This is a genomic window from Bradyrhizobium sp. CCBAU 51627 (genome assembly GCF_028128765.1).
GTDB lineage: Bacteria > Pseudomonadota > Alphaproteobacteria > Rhizobiales > Xanthobacteraceae > Bradyrhizobium.
On sequence record NZ_LBJG01000018.1, the window covers coordinates 51,989 to 68,786 of the forward strand.

17 protein-coding genes are annotated in these 16,798 nt (G+C 64.3%); 14 read left to right on the plus strand and 3 right to left on the minus strand.

Annotated features, from left to right (window positions below):
• The first annotated feature begins 6 nt into the window (after positions 1 to 6).
• The 7 genes from XH88_RS09380 (at position 7) to XH88_RS09410 (ending at position 8,107) form a co-directional block, all read left to right on the plus strand.
• Positions 7 to 606, plus strand: coding sequence for a TetR/AcrR family transcriptional regulator (locus XH88_RS09380; RefSeq protein ID WP_271615106.1), 600 nt, complete (start codon positions 7 to 9; stop codon positions 604 to 606).
• Positions 607 to 787: 181 nt separating this feature from the next.
• Positions 788 to 1,411, plus strand: a complete 624-nt coding sequence (locus XH88_RS09385; RefSeq protein WP_271615107.1) for a flavin reductase family protein — start codon at positions 788 to 790, stop codon at positions 1,409 to 1,411.
• 229 nt (positions 1,412 to 1,640) lie between these two features.
• On the plus strand, positions 1,641 to 3,908 hold the full coding sequence (locus XH88_RS09390; RefSeq protein WP_271615108.1) for an acyl-CoA dehydrogenase: 2,268 nt from the start codon (positions 1,641 to 1,643) through the stop codon (positions 3,906 to 3,908).
• Complete coding sequence (locus XH88_RS09395; RefSeq protein ID WP_271615109.1) at positions 3,908 to 5,191, plus strand: acetyl-CoA C-acetyltransferase; 1,284 nt, start codon at positions 3,908 to 3,910, stop codon at positions 5,189 to 5,191. The genes XH88_RS09390 and XH88_RS09395 overlap by 1 nt, the downstream gene beginning before the upstream one ends.
• A 1-nt stretch (position 5,192) precedes the next feature.
• Positions 5,193 to 7,289 (plus strand): 3-hydroxyacyl-CoA dehydrogenase NAD-binding domain-containing protein, encoded by a 2,097-nt coding sequence (locus XH88_RS09400; protein WP_271615110.1) that lies wholly within the window; start codon positions 5,193 to 5,195, stop codon positions 7,287 to 7,289.
• 7 nt (positions 7,290 to 7,296) lie between these two features.
• Positions 7,297 to 7,707: an acyl-CoA thioesterase gene (locus XH88_RS09405; protein WP_271615111.1), complete on the plus strand. Its 411-nt coding sequence runs from the start codon at positions 7,297 to 7,299 to the stop codon at positions 7,705 to 7,707.
• Between the two features lie 208 nt (positions 7,708 to 7,915).
• A complete protein-coding gene (locus XH88_RS09410) occupies positions 7,916 to 8,107 on the plus strand; it encodes a hypothetical protein (RefSeq protein WP_271615112.1) in 192 nt (63 codons plus the stop codon).
• A gap of 58 nt (positions 8,108 to 8,165) precedes the next feature.
• Here the strand turns inward: XH88_RS09410 and XH88_RS09415 are convergent, their stop codons facing one another.
• The gene (locus tag XH88_RS09415; protein WP_271615113.1) at positions 8,166 to 8,558 is read right to left on the minus strand and encodes a nuclear transport factor 2 family protein; all 393 of its coding nucleotides are present in this window, start codon (positions 8,556 to 8,558) and stop codon (positions 8,166 to 8,168) included.
• 156 nt (positions 8,559 to 8,714) lie between these two features.
• Here XH88_RS09415 and XH88_RS09420 point away from each other — a divergent pair, with 156 nt between their 5' ends.
• Complete coding sequence (locus XH88_RS09420) at positions 8,715 to 9,389, plus strand: HAD family hydrolase (protein ID WP_271615114.1); 675 nt, start codon at positions 8,715 to 8,717, stop codon at positions 9,387 to 9,389.
• 72 nt (positions 9,390 to 9,461) lie between these two features.
• Positions 9,462 to 10,307 (plus strand): DeoR/GlpR family DNA-binding transcription regulator, encoded by an 846-nt coding sequence (locus tag XH88_RS09425; RefSeq protein WP_220003944.1) that lies wholly within the window; start codon positions 9,462 to 9,464, stop codon positions 10,305 to 10,307.
• 4 nt (positions 10,308 to 10,311) lie between these two features.
• On the opposite strand, the gene XH88_RS09430 is transcribed toward XH88_RS09425, so the two are convergent.
• Together XH88_RS09430 and XH88_RS09435 are read right to left on the minus strand one after the other, a co-directional pair.
• On the minus strand, positions 10,312 to 10,737 hold the full coding sequence (locus tag XH88_RS09430) for a type II toxin-antitoxin system VapC family toxin (RefSeq protein ID WP_271615115.1): 426 nt from the start codon (positions 10,735 to 10,737) through the stop codon (positions 10,312 to 10,314).
• On the minus strand, positions 10,734 to 11,000 hold the full coding sequence (locus tag XH88_RS09435; RefSeq protein ID WP_271615116.1) for a type II toxin-antitoxin system Phd/YefM family antitoxin: 267 nt from the start codon (positions 10,998 to 11,000) through the stop codon (positions 10,734 to 10,736). Before XH88_RS09435 ends, XH88_RS09430 begins: the two co-directional genes overlap by 4 nt.
• A gap of 228 nt (positions 11,001 to 11,228) precedes the next feature.
• Between XH88_RS09435 and glpD the strand changes: the two genes are divergently transcribed.
• Genes glpD through XH88_RS09460 form a run of 5 tightly spaced genes read left to right on the plus strand, consistent with a single transcriptional unit; the run spans position 11,229 to position 16,792 of the window.
• Positions 11,229 to 12,779 (plus strand): glycerol-3-phosphate dehydrogenase, encoded by a 1,551-nt coding sequence (glpD, locus tag XH88_RS09440; RefSeq protein WP_271615117.1) that lies wholly within the window; start codon positions 11,229 to 11,231, stop codon positions 12,777 to 12,779.
• Entirely contained in the window at positions 12,776 to 13,915 is a 1,140-nt protein-coding gene (locus XH88_RS09445; protein ID WP_271615118.1) for an ABC transporter ATP-binding protein, read from the plus strand. The genes glpD and XH88_RS09445 overlap by 4 nt, the downstream gene beginning before the upstream one ends.
• 11 nt (positions 13,916 to 13,926) lie before the next feature.
• Positions 13,927 to 15,012, plus strand: a complete 1,086-nt coding sequence (locus XH88_RS09450; RefSeq protein WP_271615119.1) for an ABC transporter ATP-binding protein — start codon at positions 13,927 to 13,929, stop codon at positions 15,010 to 15,012.
• Positions 15,012 to 15,986, plus strand: a complete 975-nt coding sequence (locus XH88_RS09455) for a carbohydrate ABC transporter permease (RefSeq protein ID WP_271615120.1) — start codon at positions 15,012 to 15,014, stop codon at positions 15,984 to 15,986. The genes XH88_RS09450 and XH88_RS09455 overlap by 1 nt, the downstream gene beginning before the upstream one ends.
• Positions 15,986 to 16,792 (plus strand): carbohydrate ABC transporter permease, encoded by an 807-nt coding sequence (locus XH88_RS09460; RefSeq protein ID WP_092298756.1) that lies wholly within the window; start codon positions 15,986 to 15,988, stop codon positions 16,790 to 16,792. The genes XH88_RS09455 and XH88_RS09460 overlap by 1 nt, the downstream gene beginning before the upstream one ends.
• Positions 16,793 to 16,798 lie beyond the last annotated feature (6 nt).

Genomic DNA, 16,798 nt, shown 5'->3' on the forward strand with positions numbered 1-16,798 from the left:
TGATTGATGGCCCTGATTTCGGAACATATCGAAGGCGACACCCGGGATCGTATCCTCGAGGTGGCCGAGCGGCTGTTCCGCCAGATCGGCTATCAGAAGACCACGGTCGGAGACATCGCCAAAGAGCTGAGGATGAGCCCCGCCAACGTCTACCGCTTCTTCGAATCGAAGAAGGCGATTCACCAGGCGGTGGCGCGGGGCCTGATGGGAGAGGTCGAGCTCGAGGCGCAGCGGATCGTGGCCAAGCCCGGTCCGGTCAAGGAGCGCTTCCGCGAGCTGCTCACCACCGTCCATCGCATGAATACCGAGCGCTATGTCGGCGACAACAAGCTGCACGAGATGGTCGAGATCGCGATGCAGGAGGACTGGGCGGTCTGCGTCAATCACATGGAGTGCATCGCCGGTGTGGTCGGCCAGATGATCGCCCAAGGCGTGGCCTCTGGCGAGTTCGAGGCACCCGACCTTCAGCTGGCTTCGATGTGCGCCTGCACGGCCATGATGCGTTTCTTCCACCCCCAGATGATCGCCCAGTGCGCCACCAAGCCGGGCCCGACCATCGACCAGATGATCGATTTCGTCATCGCGGGTCTGTCGCCGCGCCGCTGACGGGATAGGGCATTTGCCCCTATAAGCAGGCCGACCGCCCTGGACTGACCGGCCAGTGGCCGGTCAGGACGGATCAACAATCTCCGTCATTGCGAGCGTAACGAAGCCATCCAGACTGTTTCCGCGGAGGGATTCTGGGTTGCTTCGCCGCGCTCGCAATGACGAGCAGGGGAAAGCCAGCGTGACCGACAAAGACCTGTACTTCTACGAGCCCGCCAAGGGCCACGGCCTCAAGCACGATCCCTTCAACGCCATCATTGCGCCGCGGCCGATCGGATGGATCTCCTCGCGCGACATCAAGGGTCACGTCAATCTGGCGCCCTACAGCTTCTTCAACGCGTTCGCTTATGTGCCGCCGATCATCGGCTTCTCCTCCACCAACTGGAAGGATACGGTCTCGAACATCCAGCAGACCGGCGAGTTCGTCTGGAATCTCGCCACCATGGATCTCGCCAAACAGATGAATGCAACCGCTGCGCATGTTGCGCCCGAGGTCGACGAGTTCGAGATCGCAGGCCTGACCGCCGCGCCCGGCAAGCTCGTCAACGTGCCGCGCGTGGCTGAGAGCCCCGTCGCCTTCGAGTGCAGGGTGTCCGACATCATTCGCCTCAAGGGCGCCGACGGCAGGGAGGCCGACGCCTGGCTGACGCTCGGCGAGGTCGTCGCCGTCCATATCGACAAGGCCATGATCAAGGACGGCGTCTACCAGACCGCCGCCGCCCGCCCGATCGTCCGCGCCGGCCGCCGCGGCGACTATTTCGAGATCAAGCCGGAAAACATGTTTGAGATGGTGCGGCCGGATTAGGCTCGCCGCTCTCCCCAACGCCGTCATTGCGGGCGCGCCGCTTGCGCGTCGTCCCGCAATGACGCGGGGAGACATTGAGCTCCACTCCCCCTCCCGGAACTGCTCCCGCACCCTGGCCGTTATGGTCCGGGGCCGCCTGGCCGCGTCAATTTTGCAGCCGAACCCTTCACCGACCCCGGCCACTTTCAGCTAAAATGCCCGCTACCCGCGCTGTTGCATGAGGTCCGCCATGAGCTTCCGCCGCGACACCATCACCAAGCCGATCTTCTCGTGGGCACGCGGTGCGCTGCCGGCGATGTCCGACACCGAGCGCGAGGCCCTGGAGGCCGGTGACGTCTGGTGGGATGCCGATCTCTTCACTGGCGATCCCGATTGGTCAAGGCTGCTGAAGGTGCCGCAGGCCAAGCTGACCGACGAGGAGCACGCCTTCCTCAACGGCCCCGTCAACGAGCTCTGCGCCATGCTCGACGAGTGGAGGATCTTTTGGGAATGGCGCGACCTGCCGCCGGATGTCTGGCACTTCATCAAGCGCGAAAAGTTCTTCGGCATGATCATCCCGAAGGAATTTGGCGGTCTCGGCTTCTCGCCCTATGCGCATTCGGAAGTGGTGCGAAAAATCTCGACCCGCTCGATCGCCGCGGCCGTCACCGTGATGGTGCCGAACTCGCTCGGGCCCGGCGAGCTACTGATGCGGTTTGGAACGAAAGAGCAGCAGGCACGCTGGTTGCCGCGGCTTGCCGATGGTCGTGACATTCCTTGTTTCGGCCTCACCAGCCCGGAGGCGGGCTCCGATGCCGCCTCGATGGTCGACACCGGCATCATCTGCAGGGGCATATTCGACGGGCACGAGGTCACAGGCCTCAGGCTCAACTGGCACAAGCGCTACATCACGCTCGGTCCCGTCGCGACGCTGCTCGGCCTTGCCTTCAAGGCTTATGATCCTGAGCATCTGGTCGGCGATCGGGAAGAGCTCGGCATCACGGTCGCATTGATCCCGACCAACCTGGCAGGCGTCGAGATCGGCCATCGGCACCTGCCGTCGATGCAGGTGTTCCAGAATGGCCCGAACCGGGGCCGCGACGTTTTCATCCCGCTCGACTACGTGATCGGCGGCAAGGAGCGCCTCGGCCAAGGCTGGAAGATGCTGATGACCGCGCTTGCCGCCGGCCGCGGCATCTCGCTGCCATCGCTCTCCGCGGCCGGTGCCGCCTATGCCGCGCGCACCACCGGCGCCTATGCCCGCATCCGCGAGCAGTTCGGCATCTCGATCTCGAAATTCGAGGGCGTCGAGGAGCCGCTCGCGCGCATCGTCGCTACCGCCTATCAGCTCGACGCCGCCCGAAGGTTGACCTGCGGGGCGCTCAACGCCGGCGTTCATCCGGCTGTGATCTCCGGCATCATGAAGCTGCAAGCGACCGAGCGGATGCGCATCGCGGTTGACGACGCCATGGATATCCATGGCGGCAAGGCCGTGATCGACGGTCCGCAAAACTATCTCGGCAATCTGCACCGCGCCGTGCCGGTCGGCATCACGGTCGAGGGCGCCAACATCCTGACCCGCAACCTCATCGTGTTCGGGCAGGGCGCGATCCGCGCCCACCCCTATCTGCTCGACGAGATGAATGCGCTGGCGGATACCGACCGCGAGCGCGGGCTCTCCGCCTTCGACAAGGCATTCTGGAAGCATGTCGGCCATAGCTTCCGGACCTTGTTCCGGGCCTTCGGCCGGAGCTGGACCTTTGGCGCCTTCGCGCCGGCGCCTGAGGCGGGCGATGCCACGCCATTCTATCGCCAGCTGTCGCGCTATTCCGCGGCGTTTGCGCTCTGCGCCGACATGGCGCTGCTGACGCTCGGCGGCGCGCTCAAGCGCAAGGAGATGCTGTCGGCGCGCTTCGGCGATATCCTCTCCGAACTGTATTTGCTCTCTGCCGCGCTGAAGCGCTGGCAGGACGAGGGGCGGCAGAAGGAGGATTTTGCCGCGCTGGAATGGTGCATGGCGACCGGATTCAAAACCATCGAGAATCGACTGGCTGAAATCCTCGCCAATCTGACCAATCGATTTGTTGCCGGCTTCCTCAAGCTCGTGGTCCAACCCTTCGGCGCGCGCGTGCTCGGCCCGTCCGACCGCGTGGTGCACCAATGCGCAAGCCTTGTGCTCGAGCCATCGGCAGCGCGCGAGCGCCTGACGCCGGATCTTGCCTATGTCGATGACGATAGCGGCTTCGCCCGGCTGGAGCGCGCGTTCAAGCTGGTCGCCGCGACCGACGCCATCGCCAAGCGCATGCGTGCCGCACATATTCGCAATTGGAAGGACGCCGTCATCAAGGGCGTGATTACCCAGGCCGAAGGTGAGCAGCTGGCAGCCGCCCACGAAGCCGTCGCGCAGGTCATCGAGGTCGACGTTTTTCCGCCGGAAGCGCTGTCGCCGATTTACAAGAAAGCCGGCGATGTGCATCAGTTCTTCCAGGAACTCGGTGGGCAGAGGGCGGCGAGCTGATGGCACGACCGGTTTTCATCGTCGACGGCAGCCGAACGCCGTTTCTGAAGGCGCGCTCCGGGCCGGGGCCGTTCACGCCCGTCGATCTAGCGGTGCAGTGCGGACGGCCGCTGCTGGCGCGTCAGCCATTTTCGCCTGCAGATTTCGACCAGGTCATCCTCGGCTGCGTCAATGTCATCGCCGACGAGATGAACCCGGCCCGCGTCGCCGCGCTCCGGCTCGGCATGGGCGAGGACATGGTCGCCTTCACCGTGCAGATCAATTGCGGCTCCGGCATGCAGTCGATCGACACCGCCTATCGCTACATCCGCGAGGGCCATGCCGACATGATCCTGGCCGGTGGCACCGAGGCGCTGAGCCACGCGCCGCTGGTCTGGCCCAATTCCGGCGTGCGCTGGTTCGCCGGCCTCGCCACCGCCAAGGGCGTAGCCGCGAGGCTCGCCGCTGCGTTCAGGCTGCGGCCGCGCGATCTCAAGCCGATCATAGGCCTCGAGCGCGGTCTAACCGATCCCGTCACTGAATTGAACATGGGCCAGACCGCCGAGGTGGTCGGCCATCTCTTCGGCATCACCCGCGCGCAATCGGACGCTTACGCCGCCGAGAGCCATCGCAGGCTCGCGCACGCGCAAGCCGAGGGCTTTCTGAAAGGCGAGGTCGAAACGGCGTTCTCCCGCCAAGGAAAATTCTTCGACCATGACGACGGCGTACGGCCGGACTCGACAGCCGAGTCGCTGGCAAAACTCCGGCCGGTGTTCGAGCGCCCCTGGGGCCAGGTCACGGCCGGCAATTCATCGCAGATCACCGACGGTGCCTCCTGGGTGATCCTCGCCTCCGATGCCGCGGTGGCAAAGCACAGGTTGACGCCGAAGGCCGCGATCGTCGACAGCAATTGGGCTGCGCTCGATCCCAGCATCATGGGGCTCGGCCCCGTGATGTCAGTCACGCCGCTGCTTCGGCGCAACGACCTCACCATTAGGGACGTCGAGACCTGGGAGCTGAACGAGGCCTTTGCCACCCAGGTGCTTGGCTGCCTCGCCGCCTGGAACGACGACAAGTTCTGCCGCGAGATTCTGGGGCTCGACGGTGCGGCCGGCGAGATCGACCGCGAAAAGCTCAACGTCGATGGCGGCGCGATCTCGCTCGGCCATCCCGTCGGCACCTCCGGCAACCGCATCGTGCTGCATCTCGTCAACGCGATGAAGCGGCTCGGCACGCGGCGCGGAGTTGCCACCGAATGCATCGGTGGCGGGCTCGGCGGCGCCATGCTGATCGAGGCGGTGTGACATGGATTCAAAGATCATCACCGCGCTCGGCGACCGCTTGCTCTCGCTCGGGCCCGAGCGGGCGCCCGACGGTCCCTACAGGCATTTCAAGCTGACGCGCGATGCCGACGGCGTCGCCTGGCTGCTGTTCGACCGCGCCGACGCCAGCACCAACACGCTGTCCTCCGACGTGATGGAGGAATTCGACGCCGTGCTCGCGGCGATCGAGACCGAGCGGCCCGCCGGCCTCGTGATCCGCTCGGCAAAAGCGTCCGGCTTCATCGCCGGCGCCGACGTCAACGAGTTCCGCGGCGCTACCGATCCGGAGATGGTCGAAACGCGCATCCGCGCCGCGCACGCGGTGGTCGATCACCTGGAAGCATTGAAGCTGCCGACGGTCGCGGTCATCCACGGCTTTTGCCTCGGCGGCGGCCTCGAAGTCGCGCTCGCCTGCCAGTCGCGCATTGCCGTCGATGGTGCCCGCTTCGGCTTCCCGGAGGTGACGCTGGGCTTGCATCCCGGCCTCGGGGGCACCGCGCGCTTTACGGCCCTGGTCAATCCGACCCAGTCGATGGCGCTGATGCTGACCGGCCGCACCATCGATGCGCGCCGCGCCAAGGCACTCGGCCTCGTCGATACCGTGACGCAGGAGCGCCACGTCCTCGGCGCCGTGAGGGACGCGCTGTTCGGCCGCCTGAAGCGAGCCAAGCCCGGACTGCTCACGCGCGCGGCCAATCTCGGCCCGGTGCGCGGGCTGCTCGCCAGGCGTATGCGTATCGAGGCGGCGAAGGCCACGCGGCGCGAGCATTATCCGGCGCCCTACGCGTTGATCGATCTCTGGGAGAGGAATGGCGGCAGCAAGGCCGCGATGCTGAAAGCGGAGCAGGCGTCCTTCGCCAAACTCATGGTGACGCCGACGGCGCAGAATCTGATCCGCGTCTTCTTCCTGCGCGAGCAGATGAAGAAAGCCGCCGGCAGCGGCAACACTATCAAGCACGTCCATGTCATCGGCGCCGGCGCCATGGGCGGCGATATCGCGGCTTGGGTAGCGGGGCAGGGGATGCGCGTCTCGCTCGCCGACATGAAGGCCGAACCGATCGCCGGCGCGGTCAAGCGCGCTGCCGAGCTCTACGGCAAGATCATTCGTAAACCCACCGAGGTGCGCGATGCACTCGATCGCCTGATTCCCGATATGGACGGTGAGGGCGTTCGCAACGCCGACCTGATCATCGAGGCGGTCCCGGAAAAGCTCGAGCTGAAGCAGAAGGTCTATGCCGGCCTCGAGCCGAAGATGAAGCCGGGCGCGATCCTTGCGACCAACACGTCGAGCATTCCGCTGCAGGATCTGCGCACCACGCTGGCGCGGCCGGGGCGCCTCGTCGGCCTGCACTTCTTCAATCCGGTGTCGCGACTACAGCTGGTCGAAGTCGTCAGCCATGACGGCAACGAGCTAGATGTGCTGAAAGAGGCGCTCGCCTTCGTCGGCGCGATCGATCGTTTGCCCTTACAGGTGAAGAGCTCGCCGGGCTTCCTCGTCAATCGCGCGCTGACGCCCTACATGCTTGAGGCGATGGTGATGCTGGACGAGAAGACCGACCAACGCCTGATCGACGCCGCGGCCGAACAGTTCGGCATGCCGATGGGACCGATCGAGCTGGCCGACCAGGTCGGGCTCGACATCTGCCTGGACGTCGGCGATATGTTGCGCACCAAATTCGGCGATCTCTTGCCCCCGACACCGGCCTGGCTGCGCGACAGGGTCGCCAGGGGCGAACTGGGCCGCAAGACCGGCAAGGGCTTTTACACCTGGAAGGACGGCAAGGCCGAGAAGGCGCCGCTGCCCGAGACCGGGCCGCGCGTCACGGATCAGATGATCGACCGCCTGGTGCTGCCGATGTCCAATGTCTGCGTCGCGGCTCTGCGTGAAGGCATCGTCGACAACCCTGATGCGGTCGATGGCGCCATGATCTTCGGCACCGGTTACGCGCCGTTCCGCGGCGGTCCCCTGAACTATGCGCGTGCACGCGGCGTGGAGAATGTCGTATCGACCTTGCACACGCTGGCCGAGCGATTCGGCGGGCGTTTCGCGCCCGATCCGGGCTGGGACAATTTCAAGTGAGACCTGCATGACTGAAAAGTCCGATCCTGGCCCGAGCGGCGATCTCTGCATCCGCACGCTGGCGATGCCCGCCGACACCAACGCGAACGGCGACATCTTTGGCGGCTGGCTGCTCAGCCAGATGGACGTCGGCGGCGGCGTGTTTGCATCGAAAGTCGCGAAGTCGCGCACCGTCACGGTGGCGATCGAGGCGATGAATTTTCGGAAAGCCGTCTATGTCGGCGATCTCGTCTCGGTTTACGCCAATCTCGTGCGCGTGGGCCGGACCTCGATGACGGTGCATTTGGAAGCCTGGGCGCTGCGGCGCGGGGAAGAGCATCCGTTCCTCGTCACCGACGGAAATTTTACCTACGTCTCGATCGACGAGCACGGTCGGCCGCAAGAGGTGCGCACGACCGGCACGGCGATCGCGACTTAATCGCGCGCGGCGCTCTGTCCCATGTCAGCAAGATGTGCGGCGCCGATGAGTCCACGCGTCGCGTCTTTGCCAACAACGGGTCATAAAACGGATGAGGTCTCAGCGTACTCAGTAGCGCGTCGATTCGGGGTGGAAACCGGTTGATTTGCCCTCAGGAACTTTTGGGCAGACTGACCGTTATTTGCCCGCACTGAGGAATCTACGGGAAATGCCGGACAGCTACATCATCGAAGTGAATTCAGAGACCGCGGGCATCGTGGTCCGCGGTCAGGGAGGCTACCGCTTCTTCGCCTCGTCCCAGCAATTCAATCGTCTTGAAGGCCAGCTCTTTCGCAATGCCCGCGAAGCCGAGCGGGCTGCGCGCAAGCTGTTGAACGGCGATGTGAAGGTGGCGGCGTAGCAATCAACTCGTCGTTCCGGGCCCGCGCCTTGGGCGCGTCCCGGAATGACGCCGTTGATCACAGCTTCGTCGCGGAGCGCGATAACAGCTTCCACTCGTCGCCCTGCCTTTGCCAGTTCATCAGGATGTGAAGGCTGTTTGCCACTTTCTTTCCGTCGGTCATCATCTCGGCCATCCAGTGGAAGCGGACGATCGCGGCTGGGCCGACGATCTTGATGGTCGGATCCTTGTATGCAATCGACAGGAATTTCGTCTTGCCGTCTGTGGCATTGGCGATGAAGGCTGCCTTGTCCTCGAGGAAGCCGTTGGAATGGCTGTAGCTCAGATCATCCGCGCACAGCAGGCTGAGCGCCTTTGGATCGGCCGCGATCTGGGCGAGGCGAAAGGCCTCGACTTTTTGTGCCACTGCATCATGGTCAGTCGTGGCAGCGTGATCGCGATTGGGTGTCATCGTATCCTCCGTCCTTGATCTTGCGGCCACTGTTGCAGCCGCATTCGATTTTGTCGAGTGCCACGTCGCGATCGCCGCAATGGGCTGCATTGCGTCAGCCGGCGCGAGTTGATACGTCTCGCGCATCGTTGCGCCGAACGCGAAAGAGAACACGACATGATCCAGGGACCGGGCCGGGCTTTGCTGTTCGACATCGACGGCACGCTCGCCAACACCGACCCGCTCCATCTGAAGGCGTTCAACCAGGTGCTCGGTCCTCGCGGTCATGTTTTCGACCACGCGCGCTTCTCCAGGGAACTGCAAGGCTTTGCCAATTTGTCGATTGGTGAGCGCTTCCTGGCCGACGAGACATTGCAGCGCCGCGCCGAGATCCTCGGTGAGAAGGAAGAGGTGTTCCGCAACCTGGTTGCGGGGCAGATCGAACCGCTACCGGGCCTGATGGCGCTGCTCGACCGTGCAGACGACGCCGGCATTCCCATGGTCGCCGTCACCAACGCGCCGCGTCTCAATGCGGAGCTGCTGCTGTCCGGCCTCGGCATCACGGATCGCTTCAAGGCGCTCGTGATCGGCGACGAGCTGCCGCACGGCAAGCCGCACCCGCTACCCTATCAGGAAGGGCTGCGTTTCATCGGCGCCAGCGCAGCCGCCTCGATCGCGTTCGAGGATTCCCGCTCCGGCGTGCAGTCGGCCACCGCCGCAGGGATTCCGACCATCGGCATCCGGACCAGCCTCAGCGACGCTGACCTCGTTGGCGCAGGCGCGGTCGCGTCCGCCAGCGCCTTTGACGATCCCGAGTTGCTCGCGCGGCTCGCCCGCGCGATGGCGTGGTGAGATTGATCAGCAAAGCATTGACCGCATGCGCGAGAAGCCTCACCATGCACGTCCTGATTTGAGGCCCTTGCCGTGACCGGATTGACCCATCGCCAAGCCGAAATCCTCAACATCGCCCGCGCTTCCGGCCGCGTCATGGTGGAGGAGCTTGCGCGCCGCTTCGAAGTCTCGGCGCAGACCATCCGCAAGGACCTCAACGATCTCTGTGAGCGCCGTTCGCTCACCCGCATCCATGGCGGCGCCATCATCGCCTCCGGCGTGGAAAACCTCGCTTACGAGGCGCGCCGTTTCGTCGCCGCCGACGAGAAGAAGGCGATCGGGGCTGCGGCCGCCTCGCTGATCCCGAACGGCTGCTCGCTCTTCATCAACATCGGCACCACGACGGAGGAGGTCGCGAGCGCGCTGACCTCGCATGAGGATCTCCTCGTCATCACCAACAATCTCAACGTCGCCATGCTGTTGTACCGCCATCCCCGCATCGAGGTGGTCGTGGCCGGCGGCACGGTGCGCCGCGCCGACGGCGCCGTGGTCGGCTCGACCGCGACGCAGCTGATCGGTCAGTTCAAGGTCGACTACGCCATCATCGGCGCATCCGCGATCGACGAGGAGGGCGCGCTGCTCGACTTCGACTATCGCGAGGTGCAGGTAGCGCAGGCCATCATCGCCAATGCTCGCAGCGTCATGCTGGTCGCCGATTCCACAAAACTTCGCCGCAGTGCGCCGGTCCGCATCGCGCATATGACGCAGATCCAGACCTTCGTGACCGACCAGGAGCTGCCCGAACGCCTCGCCACCATCTGCCACAGCAAGGGCATCGAGGTGGTGGAGGCAATGCCGAAGGGGGCTGACATCGACGAGACCCAGGCCGATGCGCAGGATGCGGCGCCAGAAGCGGCCCCAGTGGTGCGGTTGCGCTAGCGCCTCAGGCGCCGTCCCACGGGTTGAGCAGCGGCACGCCGAAGGCCGTAAAATCCTTCACATTCCGTGTGACGAGCATGAGATTGTGAGCCAGCGCCGTTGCCGCGAAGAACCCGTCCATGACTGACAAGGCAGTGCCGCTGCCGCGGCTCTGTGCCATTAGATCCCCCCAGCGCTCAGCCACCGCGTGATCGATCGGCAGAATGCGCTCTGCAAACCGGGCCGGCAGATCATGGGCGAGCCAGGCGGTCAGTGCCGTCCGCCGACGACCGTCATCCAGCAATGCGATCCCGCGTCGAAGCTCGGCGACGGACACGACGCTGATGAAAGCGCGATCCTCGTCGACCGTATCGAGCCAGGCCAAAACTTTCGGAGAAGGAATCGGACGCTGCACCTCCGACAGCACATTGGTGTCGAGGAGCAGGTTCACGGCATCTCGTCGCGTGGTTCGTCCTGTGCGCGTTCAAGTTCGAGGTCGGCGCCGCGCAGTGGTGAGGCCAGCAGGAATTCAGCGAGCGTGCCTTTGCGTGCAGTCTTCCGCGCCCATTCTTCGGCGGACACGATCACGGCATTCGGCCTGCCGTGGCGGGTGATGATCTGGGGACCGGTCTGGGCGCGATCGATCACCTCGGACAGGCGCGCCTTGGCATTCGCAAGCGTCCACGTGCCGTTGGGAGTGCTGCTGTCTGTCATCGAGTAGAACCAATATGACTATTATGACCATATCAGCTTGGAGCGGCTATTCAAGCGCAGCACTGCGCTCTCAATCGCCATCCGACATGCCCAATTCGATGGCGAATTGCCCCACAGAAAGTTTCGCTTTCGCTTCCCTTGGCCTCTCTTTCGTCTTGCTTTCGTTTTCTGGTGTGTTCTAATCAAAAACGAAAGCAGCCGCGCGACTGAACGGGCGGTTTCCGGGGGATGCGTCTGTTGGAGCGTATTTTCGACCTCGCCATCATCGGAGGCGGTGTTAACGGTTGCGGGATCGCGCGTGACGCGGTGGGCCGCGGCAACACTGTTTTCCTGTGCGAAATGAATGATCTGGCGAGCGGGACGTCGTCCTGGTCGACCAAGCTGGTGCATGGCGGCCTGCGCTATCTCGAATATTACGAGTTCCGCCTGGTCCGCGAAGCGCTGATCGAGCGCGAGATTCTCTGGGGCATCGCGCCCCATATCATCCGCCCCCTGCGTTTCGTATTGCCGCATCACGCCGGCCTGCGCCCGGCCTGGCTGCTGCGCCTTGGCCTCTTTCTCTACGATCATATCGGCGGACGCCATTTGCTGCCGGCGACGCGCTCGCTCGATCTCAGACGCGATGAGGTCGGCAAGCCGCTGATCCCGAATCGCTACGTCCGCGCGTTCGAATATTCCGATTGCTTCGTCGATGACGCCCGCCTCGTCGTGCTCAACGCGCGCGACGCCGCCGACAAGGGCGCCGAGATCCGCACCCGCACCCGCGCGACGGATATCAAGCAGTCCGATGGCGTCTGGACCGTCAGCATGGTCGACACGCTGACCGGCGTGCGCTCGCAGATCCAGGCCCGCGCGCTGGTCAATGCCGGCGGCCCCTGGGTCGAGGACGTGCTCGGCCGCGGTGCCGGCGTCAATGCGAAAGCAAAGGTGCGCCTGGTGCAGGGCTCGCACATCGTGGTCAGGAAGCTCTACGATCACGACCGTGCCTACATGTTCCAGAATGCCGATGGCCGCATCATCTTCGTCATTCCCTATCAGGACGACTTCACGCTGATCGGCACCACCGACCGCGACTATGACGGCGATCCCGCCAAGGTGAAGGCGACACCGGAGGAGATCGAGTATCTCTGCAGGGCCGCGAGCGAATATCTCGCCAGGCCGGTGGCGCCGGCGGAGGTGGTCTGGACCTATTCCGGCGTGCGGCCGCTTTATGACGATGGCGCCAGCGAGGCCAAGGCCGCGACCCGCGATTACGTGTTCGAGCTCGACACGCCGGGCGGGGTGCCGCTGCTGTCGATCTATGGCGGCAAGATCACGACCTACCGCCGCCTTGCCGAAGAGGCGCTGGAACGCCTCGCCCCCTATCTTCGCAGTGCGAAGGCGCGCGAGGGCTGGACCGGCAAATGGCCGCTTCCGGGCGGCGACATGGACGTATCGGCCGTCGACGGCTTGATCGCCGAACTCCAGCGCGGCTACCCTTTCCTGAGCCATGAGCATGCGCGACGCCTCGCGCGCGCGTATGGCACCCGCGCCATCAAATTGCTCGGCGACGCCAAGTCGGCCGCTGATCTCGGCCAGGCCTTTGGCGCAACTCTGACCGAACGCGAGGTTCGCTACCTGATGAACAATGAATGGGCGGTGACCGCCGAGGATATCGTCTGGCGCCGCTCCAAGCTCGGTCTGCGACTATCTGCCGATGAAATTGCGTCCCTGGACGACTGGATCAGGACCCACGCCGTGTCGCAAAGTCCGCTGCTGGAAGCAGGAGGACGCTCATGAGCGTGACACTCGATCATGTGACCCGGACTGTCGACGGGGTCCAGCACATCCGCGACGTCTCGCTGACGCTCGAGAGCGGCACGCTCAACGTGCTGCTCGGGCCGACGCTGTCGGGCAAGACCTCGATCATGCGGCTGCTCGCCGGTCTCGACAAGCCGACCACGGGCAAGGTGCTCGTCAACGGCAAGGACGTCACCGGCGCCGACGTGCGCCAGCGCTCGGTCGCGATGGTCTATCAGCAGTTCATCAACTACCCCTCGCTCACGGTCTACGAGAATATCGCCTCGCCCCTGCGCGTGCAGGGTAAGCCGCGCGAGGAGATCGAGAGCCGGGTGGCGGAAGCCGCAAAACTGCTCCGGCTCGAGCCGTTCCTGAAGCGCACGCCGCTCCAGCTCTCGGGCGGCCAGCAGCAGCGCGCCGCGATCGCGCGCGCGCTGGTCAAGGACGCCGATCTCGTGCTGCTCGACGAGCCGCTCGCCAATCTCGATTATAAGCTGCGCGAGGAGCTGCGCGCCGAGTTGCCACGCATCTTCGAGGCCTCCGGCGCGATCTTCGTCTATGCGACCACCGAGCCGACCGAGGCGCTGCTGCTCGGCGGCAATACGGTGTGCATGTGGGAAGGCCAGGCGCTCCAGATCGGCGAGACCACCAATGTTTACCGCCGGCCGCAGACCCTGCGCGTCGCCCAGGTCTTCTCCGATCCGCCGCTCAACCTCGTCGGCATCGAGAAGAAGAACGGCTCCGTGCAATATGCAGGCGGCACGTCGTCGCCGGCCTCGGGTCTCTATTCGTCGCTTGCAGACGGCGCCTATCGCGTCGGCTTCCGCGCGCATCAGCTTGGCCTTGCCAATGGTGAGGCCGATCGCCACGCCTTCCATGCCAGGGTGACGGTGACCGAGATCACCGGTTCGGAGAGTTTCGTGCATTTGACCCGCGACGGATCGAACTGGGTTGCGGTGCTGCATGGCGTGCACGAGTTCGAGCCAGGCCAGACGCTGGACGCCGTGCTCGATCCCAATGATGTCTTTGTGTTCGATGCGGCAGACCGTCTGGTCGCCGCTCCGGGCTCCATAGCGTTTTCAAGCGAAGTGCCTGGCGGTTCGCGTGAAGACAACGCGTCAAAGAAAAAAGCTTGAGGGGATGCGCCATGGCTCGCATTGACCTCGTCGATCTCGCCCATTCCTACGGCGGCAACGATGCGCCGCCGGAGACCTTTGCGCTGAAGCCGGTCACCATGACCTGGCGGCAGGGCGGCGCCTACGCGCTGCTCGGCCCGTCCGGCTGCGGTAAGACCACGCTGCTCAACGTCATCTCCGGCATCATCACGCCGTCGCGGGGGAAAATCCTGTTCGACGGGGTGGACATCACACCGCTGTCAACCCAGAAGCGCAACATCGCCCAGGTGTTCCAGTTTCCGGTGATCTACGACACGATGACGGTGGGGCAGAACCTGGCGTTTCCGCTGAAGAATCGCGGCGTGCCGAAGGCCGAGATCGACAAGCGTGTCGCCGAGATCGGCCGCCTGCTCGACCTCGAACCCTATCTGAATCGCAAGGCGACGCGGCTCACCGCCGACGCCAAGCAGAAGATTTCGCTCGGCCGTGGCCTCGTTCGCTCCGATGTTGCCGCCGTGCTGTTCGATGAGCCGCTGACGGTGATTGATCCTGAATTGAAATGGCAGCTTCGTTCCAAGCTGAAGGCGCTGCATCGCGAGCTCGACCTCACGATGATCTACGTCACCCACGACCAGACCGAGGCGCTGACCTTCGCCGACACCGTGGTCGTCATGCATGACGGCCGCGTGGTGCAGAGTGGTACGCCGGCGGAGCTGTTCGACAAGCCCGCCCACACCTTCGTCGGTTATTTCATCGGCTCGCCCGGCATGAACATCCTGCCGGCCGAGGTGAAGGGGCGCGAAGCCAGGGTCGGCGGCCATGTCATCGCGCTGAACCGCAGCTACGACAACCTGCCCGCAGGCGCCAAGATCGAGATCGGCGTGCGTCCGGAATTCGTCGACGCGGTTGCGCCGGGGCCCGGCCTGCTCAGCGCAAAGGTCGAGCGTATCGACGACCTCGGCCGCATTCGCTTCGCGCGCGTGCGCGTGGACGAGGCCAAGATCGCAGCGCGTGCGCCGGCAGGCTTCACCAGCTCCGACGGCAATGCCGGCCTGAAATTCGATCCCGCGCACATCCACGTCTATGCCGACAGCCTTCTGGTGGAGGGAGCCGCCTGATGGACAAGACCGTCAACCAAAAAGCCTGGTTCCTGGTGCTGCCGGTGTTCCTGGTCGTCGCTTTCTCGGCGGTGCTGCCGCTGATGACGGTGGTGAACTATTCGATGCAGGACACCTTCGGCAACAACCAGTTCTTCTGGAACGGCGTCGGCTGGTTCAAGGAGCTGCTCGATCCCTCGACCGATCTCGGCGGCCGCTTCCTGGCCTCGCTCGGCCGCAATCTGTTCTTCTCGCTGGTGATCCTCGCCATCGAGGTGCCGCTCGGCATCGTCATCGCGCTGTCGATGCCGCGTCAAGGCTGGACCGTCGCCGCCTGCCTCGTCACGCTGGCGCTGCCGCTGCTGATTCCGTGGAACGTGGTCGGCACGATCTGGCAGATCTTCGGTCGCCCCGACATCGGCCTGCTCGGCTATGTCCTCAACCACATCGGGCTGGACTATAATTACGTCTCCAACGACATCGATGCCTGGGTCACCGTCATCGTGATGGACGTCTGGCACTGGACCAGCCTCGTCGCGCTGCTCTGTTATGCCGGCCTGAAGTCGATCCCGGAGGCTTATTACCAAGCCGCCCAGATCGACGGTGCCTCGCGCTGGGCCGTGTTCAAGGCCATCCAGCTGCCGAAGATGAACCGTGTGCTGCTGATCGCGGTTCTGCTGCGCTTCATGGACAGCTTCATGATCTACACCGAGCCATTCGTCGTCACCGGCGGCGGCCCCGGCAACTCGACCACTTTCGTGTCGATCGAGCTCGTCAAGATCGCGCTCGGCCAGTTCGACCTCGGCAAGGCGGCCGCGCTCTCGCTGGTCTACAATCTGATCATCCTGATCGTCTGCTGGATCTTCTACACCGTCATGACCAATGCCGGTGTCGAACGAAAGGTCCAGGCGGAGAAGGAGCCGGCGGCGGAGCCCAAGCCGTCGGTCGCGCTCAAGCCCGTGCCAGCGCTCAAGCCAAAGGAAGGAGTGGCCTGATGCATTCGATCCCCGGCCGCCGCCTCATCATGGGGCTGTTCCTGATCTTCCTGATGTTGCCGATCTACTGGCTCGTCAACATGAGCTTCAAGACCAACGGCGAGATCATCTCGACGATGACGCTGTGGCCGCATGCGCCGACGCTGCAGCACTACAGGCGCATCTTTACCGACGAGAGCTGGTATTCCGGCTATATCAACTCGCTGGAATACGTCGTTATCAACACCATCATCTCGATCTCGGTGGCGCTGCCGGCGGCCTACGCGTTCTCGCGCTACCGCTTCCTCGGCGACAAGCATCTGTTCTTCTGGTTGCTGTCGAACCGCATGGCGCCGGCCGCGGTCTATGCGCTGCCGTTCTTCAATCTCTATTCGGCGATCGGCCTGTTCGATACGCCGTGGGCGGTTGCGCTCGCGCACTGCATCTTCAATGTGCCGCTGGCGGTGTGGATCCTCGAAGGATTCGTCTCCGGCGTACCGCGCGAGATCGACGAGACCGCCTTCCTCGATGGCTATTCGTTCCCACGGTTCTTCATCAAGATCCTGGTGCCGCTGATCGCAAGCGGTATCGGCGTTGCTGCCTTCTTCTGCTTCATGTTTTCCTGGGTCGAGCTGCTGCTGGCGCGTACGCTGACCTCGGTCAATGCCAAGCCGATCGCTGCGGTCATGACGCGCACGGTGTCGGCGGCCGGCATGGACTGGGGCCTGCTGGCGGCCGCCGGCGTGCTCACGATCATCCCGGGCGCGCTCGTGATCTGGTTCGTCCGCAACTACATCGCGCGCGGCTTCGCGCTCGGCCGGGTGTAGGAGGTT